Annotated in this window: 10 protein-coding genes and 1 pseudogene; 9 read left to right on the top strand and 2 right to left on the bottom strand. The window is 69.0% G+C overall.

From position 1 onward, the window contains the following. The coding region (locus tag ACT6S0_RS10330) for an integrase core domain-containing protein (protein WP_444763142.1) at nucleotides 1–141 on the top strand (141 nt) is incomplete at its 5' end. A gap of 202 nt (nucleotides 142–343) precedes the next feature. Here ACT6S0_RS10330 and ACT6S0_RS10325 read toward each other — a convergent pair. Then, nucleotides 344–1,543, bottom strand: coding sequence for a M48 family metalloprotease (locus tag ACT6S0_RS10325; RefSeq protein WP_444763818.1), 1,200 nt, complete (start codon nucleotides 1,541–1,543; stop codon nucleotides 344–346). Nucleotides 1,544–1,775: 232 nt separating this feature from the next. Between ACT6S0_RS10325 and msrP the strand changes: the two genes are divergently transcribed. From msrP to ACT6S0_RS10285, 8 genes and pseudogenes are all read left to right on the top strand, one after another. Beyond that, nucleotides 1,776–2,744 (top strand): protein-methionine-sulfoxide reductase catalytic subunit MsrP, encoded by a 969-nt coding sequence (gene msrP, locus ACT6S0_RS10320; RefSeq protein WP_444763817.1) that lies wholly within the window; start codon nucleotides 1,776–1,778, stop codon nucleotides 2,742–2,744. Nucleotides 2,745–2,746: 2 nt separating this feature from the next. Further along, on the top strand, nucleotides 2,747–3,373 hold the full coding sequence (locus ACT6S0_RS10315) for a sulfite oxidase heme-binding subunit YedZ (protein ID WP_444763816.1): 627 nt from the start codon (nucleotides 2,747–2,749) through the stop codon (nucleotides 3,371–3,373). 27 nt (nucleotides 3,374–3,400) lie between these two features. After that, a pseudogene (locus ACT6S0_RS10310) lies at nucleotides 3,401–3,934 on the top strand (FAD-dependent oxidoreductase); the annotation flags it as partial. A gap of 318 nt (nucleotides 3,935–4,252) precedes the next feature. Then, complete coding sequence (locus ACT6S0_RS10305; RefSeq protein WP_444763820.1) at nucleotides 4,253–4,648, top strand: dihydroneopterin aldolase; 396 nt, start codon at nucleotides 4,253–4,255, stop codon at nucleotides 4,646–4,648. A 5-nt stretch (nucleotides 4,649–4,653) separates the two neighbouring features. Then, a complete protein-coding gene (gene ttcA / locus ACT6S0_RS10300) occupies nucleotides 4,654–5,565 on the top strand; it encodes a tRNA 2-thiocytidine(32) synthetase TtcA (RefSeq protein ID WP_444763815.1) in 912 nt (303 codons plus the stop codon). Nucleotides 5,566–5,626: 61 nt separating this feature from the next. Continuing rightward, nucleotides 5,627–6,247, top strand: a complete 621-nt coding sequence (locus ACT6S0_RS10295; RefSeq protein WP_444763814.1) for a DUF4136 domain-containing protein — start codon at nucleotides 5,627–5,629, stop codon at nucleotides 6,245–6,247. Nucleotides 6,248–6,320: 73 nt separating this feature from the next. Next, nucleotides 6,321–7,700, top strand: a complete 1,380-nt coding sequence (glmU, locus tag ACT6S0_RS10290; protein WP_444763813.1) for a bifunctional UDP-N-acetylglucosamine diphosphorylase/glucosamine-1-phosphate N-acetyltransferase GlmU — start codon at nucleotides 6,321–6,323, stop codon at nucleotides 7,698–7,700. Between the two features lie 105 nt (nucleotides 7,701–7,805). Then, a complete protein-coding gene (locus ACT6S0_RS10285; protein WP_444763812.1) occupies nucleotides 7,806–8,234 on the top strand; it encodes a hypothetical protein in 429 nt (142 codons plus the stop codon). A 66-nt stretch (nucleotides 8,235–8,300) separates the two neighbouring features. Here the strand turns inward: ACT6S0_RS10285 and ACT6S0_RS10280 are convergent, their stop codons facing one another. Continuing rightward, complete coding sequence (locus ACT6S0_RS10280) at nucleotides 8,301–9,329, bottom strand: BON domain-containing protein (protein WP_444763811.1); 1,029 nt, start codon at nucleotides 9,327–9,329, stop codon at nucleotides 8,301–8,303. Nucleotides 9,330–9,612 lie beyond the last annotated feature (283 nt).

Below are 9,612 nucleotides of genomic sequence, written 5' to 3'. Positions count from 1 at the left end.
AGCTCCGACGTCCGCGCCGCTGAGCTTGCGCCCTGGATGCAGCACTACAACTTCCATCGCCCTCACTCCGCCACCGGCCACAAACCTCCCGCCTCACGGCTGGGGTTTGAGGTGAACAACGTCCTGAGAAACTACATCTAGATCGCTGGGAAATGCGCTCTGGCCGGAACTAGCGCCGACCATGCCGCAGTCAGCGCAGAGTCTAGATCGCTGGGAAATGCGCTCTGGCCGGAACTTCGACGCTGCCGCACCACCCGGGACGCCAAGTCTAGATCGCTGGGAAATGCGCTCTGGCCGGAACGGCCCTCCGGCGCCCGCGCAAACAGCGGGCTCCGCCAAGTCTTCAGCGCTTGAACACCTCACCCACCACGCAACCCGCAGGCAACTGCTGCGCCGTCAACGGCGACTCACCGGTGCAGTCCCAGGCGATGCCAAGCTTCTCGTCGCGGCGGGGGGTGAACACCAGCGTGCCGCTCGCCGTCTCGACGCTCACCACCATGCCTTCGGGGTCGAGCTGCAGCCGGCTGCCGTCCGCCGCCACCTCTGCCAGGCCGATGCTGGCCAGCGACTCGGGGATCGCGCCGTCATCCAGGTATTTGCGCGCCACTGCGGCCCGGGTGGGTTCGGAGGCCTGCACCGCTTGCATGAGCTTGGCCTTGGTCGTATAGGCCTTGTATTGCGGGATGGCCACCGCCGCCAGCACGCCGATGACATAGACCAGGATCAGCGCGCCGAAGGCGCCGCCCAGCCGGCCCGCATAGGGGATGAAAAAGGCGAGCACATAGGCCAGCGGATTGCGCCCCGGCAGGCTCGCATTGCCCAGCACCCGCGCGACGCGCTTGGTCAGCCAGGGGTAGCCGGAGGTCAGCTCGTGGAAGGACATCCAGAAGCCCTTGCCGTGGCGGGCCTGGCGCGCATAGGCGGCCATGTCCATATGCTGCCAGCGTTGTGGGCCGGCAGACAGGGCCGCCAGTGCACGCGCCGCCGACTCGCCGGAGCTGCTGCAGGCCAGGCCGTGCAGGTCGCAGGTCGTTTCCTTGGCGCGCGCATAGGCGCCGCCGATCAGCGGCAGCCACAGCACCGGCATGCGCAGCAGGTCCAGCAGCGCATGGCCGCGCTTCAGATGACCCAACTCATGGCCGACGTAGAAGCGCACGCCGTCGGGGTGGGCCTGCATCGCGTCCACCACGCCGGACAGCAGCACGACGAAGCGGCGCCCCAGGAACTGCGCAGCAAAGGCGTTCAGCACACCGCCGCCCTGCAGCACATAGGCCTCGGGCGCCTGGGTCATGCCCAGCTTCTCGCAGCAGTTGGTGAACTGCCCGTGCAGGTCCGGGAACTGCTCGGCGCTCAGCTCCACGCCATTGCCGCGCACATGGGCCACCAGGGCCGACTGCGCGAACACATAGAGCACAAAGCCCAGCAGCAACACGGCCAGCACGACACCCAAGGTGCCGACGATCAGCCCCAGCCAGACCAGCGTGCCCAGACCCAGCGTCACGGCGCCGAGCGTGCGCTCGCGCGGGTGTACCCATTCATTCATCTTTGTTTCTCCCTGCCGTTGTAAAGCTCTATGAAGCGGACCGCGCAGTCTGCCGATGTGGCCGCCCCACCAACAGCGTGAAAACCCATGCGTGGCGCGCACTTGCCGGCCCCATCGCTGCGCTCGGGATCTGCGGTGACCTCAAGCACGTAGAACGCGGCCGGTGTAAGTTGCGCCCGTCCTGGGCCGACCGAGAGCTCAGCCCCAAGCCCAGACAACCGCGAGAGCCCCCATGCTGATCCGAACCCCCTCCCCCCACGATCCCCAGCCCAGCGAGATCACGCCTCGCCGCGTCTACCTCAACCGCCGCGCCGCACTCGCCGGCCTTGGCCTGGCCGCCGCCTCGCCATTGGCCCTAGCGCAATCGGCCCCGGGCGGCGGCAGGCTCGCCAAGTTGCCTGGCGCCCGCTCGGCCGTGGCCGGCGGCATGGTGCTGGACAAGGCCACCAGCTATACCGACGCGACCACGTACAACAACTTCTACGAGTTCGGCACCGACAAGGCCGACCCCGCCCAACGCGCCCACACGCTCAAGCCCCGCCCCTGGACGGTCGCCGTCGAAGGCGAATGTGCCAAGCCCGGCAACTACGACCTGGACGCGCTGATGAAGCTCAGCGCCATGGAGGAGCGCATCTACCGGCTGCGCTGCGTCGAGGGCTGGAGCATGGTGATCCCCTGGGTGGGCTATTCGCTGTCCGAACTGATCAAGCGCGCGGAGCCCAACGGCAAGGCCAAGTTCGTCGAGTTCACGACACTGGCCGACCGCGCGCAAATGCCTGGGCTGCGCTCGGGCGTGCTGGACTGGCCCTATGTGGAGGCCCTGCGCATGGACGAGGCCATGCACCCGTTGGCGCTGCTGAGCTTCGGCATGTACGGCGAGGTGCTGCCCAACCAGAACGGCGCACCCGTGCGCATGGTGCTGCCGTGGAAGTACGGCTTCAAGTCGGCCAAGAGCATCGTCAAGATCCGCTTCGTCGAGAAGCAGCCGCGCAGCAGTTGGGAGCAGAGCGCGCCGCAGGAGTACGGGTTCTATTCCAACGTGAACCCGGGCGTGGCCCACCCGCGCTGGAGCCAGGCCACCGAGCGCCGCATTGGCGAGGACGGTCTGTTCGCCAAGAAGCGGCCGACGCTGATGTTCAACGGCTATGAGGCACAGGTCGGGCAGCTGTACGCGGGCATGGATCTGAAGCGCAACTTCTGACGATGCGGCGAGCCCTGTCGGCGGCGCTGCTCCACCATGCCGCCAAGCCGGTGGCGTTCCTGCTGTGCCTGGCGCCGCTGGGCTGGCTGGTCTACGCGGCCGTCACCAACCAGCTGGGCGCCAACCCGGCCGAGGCGTTGATCCGCGGCCTGGGCGACTGGGCGCTGCGCGGGCTGTGGCTGACGCTCACCATCACGCCGCTGCGCGAGTTGACCGGCCTGGCCGCGCTGGCGCGCTTTCGGCGCATGCTGGGCGTGTTCACCTTCGTCTATGCCAGCCTGCACCTGCTGGCGTATGGCTGGCTGGACATGGGGCTGGACCTGGCCGAGATCGCCGCCGACATCCCCAAGCGGCCCTTCATCCTGATGGGTTTCACGGCCTGGGTGCTGATGCTGCCGCTGGCGGCAACCAGCTTCAACCGGGCCATCAAGGCGCTGGGGGCCAGGCGCTGGCAGGCGCTGCACAAGGCGGTCTATGGGGTGGCGGTCATCGCGCTGCTGCATTTCATCTGGATGCGCGCCGGCAAGAGCGACTTCGCCGAGCCGGCCATCTATGGCGTCCTGCTCGCCGGGCTGTTGGGGTGGCGCGTCTGGAAGCGGTGGCGCGCAAAACGGGGACGGCTGGGATAATTCGCGGCTTTGTTCCAGCCGCACCCCATGCCCAGCCCACTTTCCATCGACGTAGCCATCCTCGGCGGCGGTCCCGCTGGCTGCAGCGCTGCGTCGTGGCTGGGCCAGCTCGGCCTGACGACCCTGCTCGTCGAGCGTGCGCCGCGGCTGTGCGCTGGCCTGGCGACGCTGCACTTTGCGCAGGACTGGGTGCTTGGCGACCCCGGCGCGCGCCTGGCCGACTTGGCCGAACGGTACGCCGCCCAGGCCAGCGCCACGCCGGGCCTGGCGCTGCGGCTGGGCGCACAGGTCGAATCCGCGCGTCATTCGCTGGAGGGCTGGATGCTGCAGCTCGCCGGCGGCGAGCGCGTGCAGGCGCGTGCGCTGCTGATCGCCACCGGGCTGCGCCTGCTGCGCCCGGCGCGCTATTTCGCATCGCCCCATCCGCGTGTGCTGGATGCCGTGTCGCTGACCGCGCAGCGGGCGACGCTCACGCCCGGCCGCATGCTGCTGCTGGGCGCCGGCGACAACGCGGCGGAGAACGCCCTCTTCCTGGCCGAGCGTGGCTTTGACGTGACCGTCTGGGCCCGCGGCGGCTGGCGCGCCCAGACGCACCTGGTCGAGCGCATCGAGGCGCATCCGCGCATCGCGCTGCGCCTGTCCACGCCCCTGCCGGACGCACTGCTGCCCGATGCGGATGGCGTAGCCGTGGGCACCGAGCGCTTCGATCACGCTGCGGCGCTGCTCGGCTTCGAGCCCGAACCCTCGGCCTTCGCGCTGCTGGACGCCCACGCCCGCCAGCACGCCTTCGTCGCCGGTGACGCCAGCGGCCGCTGGCATCCCTGCGTGCAGACGGCACTGGCCGACGGCGTGCAGGCGGCCAAGCAGATCGAGCAGGCGCTGCGCCCGCAGGTTGCCGCCGCGCCCCAGCGCCACAACAACCGCCAGGTCATCCACCTGCAGGGCCTGCGCTTTCGCGCCAACCTCGGTGTGCTGGATTTCGAGCGCACCGGCCCGCAGCCGATCCAGGTCGACGCCGATGTCAACCTGGGCGCGCTGCCCGTCGTCGCGCGCGACGCCGACATCGGCCATGTGCTGGACTACCGCCGCGTGCGTGCGGCCATCATCGACGAGTGCACGGCCGAGCACACCGACCTTGTCGAGGCCCTGCTGGGCAAGCTCTGCAACCGCCTGATGAGCCTGCCCGGCGTCGTCGGCGTGCGTTTGAAGCTGACCAAGCTCGAAATCTTTCCCGACTGCGAAGTCGCAATCAGCACCGAACTGGGTGCATGGTGAACAACATGTCCGAAGTCATCGATATCGATCAAGCCGCTGCCGACAAGAAGACCGCGCACGAGATCAACAAGCTGTCCAAGCGCCTGCACCGCCAGGTCGGCCAGGCCATCACCGACTTCAACATGATCGAGGACGGCGACAAGGTCATGGTCTGCCTGTCCGGCGGCAAGGACAGCTACGCGATGCTGGACATCCTGTTGAACCTGCAGGTACGCGCGCCGATCAAGTTCAGCGTCGTCGCCGTCAATCTCGACCAGAAGCAGCCCGGCTTCCCGGAAGACGTGCTGCCCAACTACCTGCGATCGCGCGGCGTGGACTTCCACATCGAGACCCAGGACACCTATTCCATCGTCAAGCGTCTCATCCCCGAGGGCAAGACGACCTGCAGCCTGTGCTCGCGCCTGCGCCGCGGCATCCTCTACCGCGTGGCGGGCGAGCTGGGTGCGACCAAGATCGCGCTGGGCCACCACCGCGACGACATGGTCACCACGCTGTTCCTCAACATGTTCTTCGGCAGCCGCATGAAGGGCATGCCGGCCAAGCTGGTCAGCGACGACGGCAAGAACGTCGTCATCCGCCCGCTGGCCTATGTGAAGGAGCCCGACCTGGTGCGTTGGGCCGAGCACCGCGAGTTCCCCATCATTCCGTGCAACCTCTGCGGCAGCCAGGACAACCTGCAGCGCGTGCAGGTCAAGGCCATGATCAACGAGTGGGAGAAGCGCTACCCCGGCCGCATCGACAACATCTTCACGGCCATGGGCAATGTCGTGCCCTCGCACATGATGGACAAGAAGCTGTTCCCGTTCGAGACCATGCGCGCGACGGGCAAGGCCGAGCCGGACGGCGACATCGCTTTCGACGATGACGAGAGCTGCGCGACGCCGGCGCCGGCCTCCGTGATCACGCTGCAACGCTGATTTACACAAGGGCAAACTGGGCGGGTCAGAATCGCAGTGTCACAACGATGAAGGTGCCGCCATGAACCGCCGCCTGATCCTCACCGCCCTTGCCGCCGCATCCGTGGCAGCGCTCACCGGTTGCGCCGGTCCGTACACGGTCTCCGCGGACGTTTCCAGTTATGGCGCCTGGCCGGCTGACCGCAAGCCGGGCAGCTACGCCTTCGACCGCCTGCCCTCGCAGCAGCAGAATGACGAGGCCGCCAAGCGCCAGTCCGCGCTCGAGGAAGCCGCCAAGGGCGCGCTGGAGCGGGCCGGCTTCAAGCCCGCCGCCGACGCCAAGAGCGCCGACGTGCTGGTGACGCTGGGCGCCCGCGTCACTGCCTATGACCCCGTGCCCTGGGACGACCCGCTGTGGTGGCGCTGGCGTGGCCGGCTGCTGTCGCCGCGCTATGGCTATGTGGGCCGTGGCCCCTGGGGCTGGCGCCATGACCCCTTCTTCGACCGCCGCTACGACCGCGCCGTGGCCTTGCTGCTGCGCGACCGCGCCACCGGCGAAGCGCTGTACGAGACCCATGCCAGCAACGAAGGCATGACCATGGGCAGCGAGGCCCTGCTGACACCGCTGTTCGACGCGTCGCTGGCGGAGTTCCCCCAGGTCAACCCGAAATCGCACCGCGTGTCCGTGCAGGCCATCCGTTAGCGCAAGCCCGGTCAGGGCAGCGCCCTGCCTGACCATAATCGCGGCTTCGTTCAAACGTAGTCGCAAGGCAGGCATGGCGCTCAATATCGTGATCATGGCGGCGGGCAAAGGCACTCGCATGAAGTCCGCAACGCCCAAGGTGCTGCACAAGCTGGCCGGCCGCTCGCTGCTGGCCCATGTGCTCAAGAGCGGCGAGCCGCTGGCCGCCGCCGCCCGCATCGTCATCACCGGCCATGGCGCTGACCAGGTCGAAGCGGCCGTCCAGGCCGACGGCATTTCTTTCGTGCGCCAGATGCCCCAGCTGGGCACCGGCCACGCCATCCAGCAGGTGGTGCCGGCGCTGCAGGGCGAGGGCACGACGCTGATCCTCAACGGCGACGTGCCCCTCATCCAGACGGCCACGGCCAAGGCCCTCATCGACGCCTGCGCCGGCCATGCCCTGGTATTGCTGACGGTCGACCTGGCCGACCCCACCGGCTATGGCCGCATCATCCGCGACCCCGACGATGGCGGCGTGCTGGCCATCGTCGAGCACAAGGACGCCACGCCCGCGCAGCGCCTCATCCACGAGGGCTACAGCGGCATGATGGCCGCGCCAACCGGCGCGCTCAAGCGCTGGGTCGGGCAGCTGAGCAACAACAACGCCCAGGGCGAGTACTACCTGACCGACATCGTCGCGATGGCCGTGGCCGAAGGCCTGCCCGTGCTGGGCATCAAGGCCGGCAGCGAGACCGAGGTGCTGGGCGTCAACGACCCGGTGCAACTGGCCCAGCTGGAGCGTGCCTTCCAGGCCCAGCAGGCTGAAGGCCTGATGCGCGCCGGCGTGCGCCTGGCCGACCCGTCCCGCTTCGACCTGCGCGGCTCGCTGGTGCTCGGGCAGGAGGTGGAGATCGACGTCAACTGCGTCTTCGAGGGTCACGTGGCGCTGGGCGACGGCGTGCGTGTCGGCGCCAACTGCGTGATCCGCAACGCGAAAATCGCCGCAGGTGCGCGCATCCATGAGTTCACGCACATCGACGGCGAAGCAGCCGGCGCCAGCGTCGGAGAGGGCGCGCTGATCGGCCCCTTCGCGCGCCTGCGCCCGGGTGCCCAGCTCGGTGCCGAGGTCCACATCGGCAACTTCGTCGAGGTCAAGAACTCGACGCTCGCCAAGGGCGCCAAGGCCAACCACCTGGCCTACCTGGGCGACGCCACCGTCGGCGAGCGCGTCAACTACGGAGCGGGCAGCATCACCGCCAACTACGACGGCGCCAACAAGCACCGCACGACCATCGGCGACGACGTGCACGTGGGATCCAACTGCGTGCTGGTGGCACCGGTCACGCTCGGCCCCGGTGCAACCGTGGGCGGCGGCTCCACCATCACCAAGGACGTCGGGGCCGGTGAACTTGCCGTGGCGCGTGGCAAACAAGTGGCGCTCGGTAGCTGGAGCCGTCCAACGAAGAAGCGTTGAATAGTGACTTAGTTCCGGCGATTGCTTCACGGCGCCCGGTGTCGGGGGGCACCTGTCCTGCCGACCCGCCGTTAGGATGCCCTGACTCAAAACCAGGCATGACCCATGGCCCAAGACCTCCACTTTGCCGCGCTCTCGCTTGACGATGCCGTCCCGGCGGACCTGGGCGCTTACGAGGTTGCCCAGGCTCAGGGCGAGGCCGATGCCCGTGAAGCCCGCAATCGCGCGCTGGAGCTGAAAGCCCAGGCATGCGACAACGCCGCTGATGCCTGCTGGTATCTGGCTCGCAGCCTGGGTGCGGCACGTGACCTGCCGCAGGACGGCGAAGCCAGCCTGGAACTGCTGTTCCAGCTCATCGGCGCCCTCGCCGACCTGCCCACCGACATCGCTGCGGCGCCTCTGCCCGAAGTCATCGGCGGCCGTGAGGACGGCATCACCGAACTCTGCCTGCAGCTCGAATCCGCCCGTGAAGTCACGCAAGAGGCCTTGATCGACGCCCAATTGGCGCCGGCCCGCACCCAGTTTTGCCACTGACCGCGGCTGCGTTGCACCACATAAAAGGCGCCCCGAGGGGCGCCTTTTGCTTGGCTGCCTCAGCGCCTATTGCAGGTTGACCGGCGCCTGGCTCACCTGGGTCGTGGGTGCGACGATCAGCCGGTTGTCGACCGCCTTCACGCCCGTGGCAGAGGCCGCCACGACGGTGGCCCGCTCACGGGTCGACGCGTCCGGCGCCTGGCCTTCGAGCTTGACGACGCCACGGTCGGTGCTGACGGCGATGGGCACGGCCGACAAGGTCGAGTCGGCCGCCAGGGCCATGCGCACCTGGACCGTGATGCCGGTGTCTTCGGGCGCCGGCTGGACCTGCGGCTGGGGCTGCTGCGGCGCCGCCTGGGCCAGGGGCGGCGTCCCAGGAGCGGTCGAGCCGGTGGCCGTGTCGGGCGCGGCAGCCGCCACCGGCTGCGTCACCGTCTCTGGCGTGGTCGCGGGCTGGGCCTGCACGGTCTGGGGCGTGGTGAGTGCGATCGGACCGGCCGCGGTCGGCGGCAGCACGATGGGCTCGGTACCGGGGGACACGCTGAGCGGCTGCGCATCCGTCGCCGGCGCGGCCGCGATGGGCGTGCGCGGTTGCAGGTAAGGCGTGGCGGGCGGTAGCGACGCAGTGCTGCCCGGTGCGGCGCGAACCACCATGTCGGGTCGCGGGGCGGGCACGGGCGCCTGGGCGACGGTGCGGGTTTCCGGCGCCGGGCGCGATGTCGTCACCGGCAGGCCGACGACGGGCGTGGCGGGCTCGGCCCGTACCGGCGCGGCGGCCATCGCCGTGGCGGTCGCTACGGCGGCGGCATCCTCCTGCGACGCAGCGGGAGCCGGTTCGACCAGCGGCGTCGCTGCCGCCACCTCCGTCTGCGGCACGGTGCTGCCGGTCAAAACGGCGGGCGGCACGGCCGTGACGTCGGCCGGCCTGTTCATCGCCCAGACCGCCAAGGCTGCAAGGATGGCGGCGCCGGCACCAGCGCCGATCATCCAGCTCAAGCGGTTCTCACGCTGCGGGGGCAATGCCGCCACATGCGGTCGGGCGGCTCCCGCCAGGGGGTCGACGCGGGGCGTCGCAATGGGGGGCGTGGTTGACATGGAGGGCGCGACCCGAGGCGGGGTGCTCATGCCCATTCCCGTGGGCGCTGCCTTGGCGGCATGCAAAGGAGCGCTGGCCACGGACTTGTTCGATTTGGTGGAATCGATGTGGTCGCCCCAGCCTTCGGCGTGCAGAGATTTTGGGAACTTCATGTCGGCCTCCTGTGCGTCGTTGTTGACGTTTACGGTAGGAGCGACTGTGGTCCGCGTAATGCGCCCGCCGTGCCGGTGCAAGCACCCTCCGCCTGTAGGACAAGCGACGCGGGTTGTGCGCAGATGTGAG

This window comes from Roseateles sp. (genome assembly GCF_052436255.1).
GTDB lineage: Bacteria > Pseudomonadota > Gammaproteobacteria > Burkholderiales > Burkholderiaceae_C > Pelomonas.
This window is presented reverse-complemented; position numbering and strand designations above follow the sequence as displayed.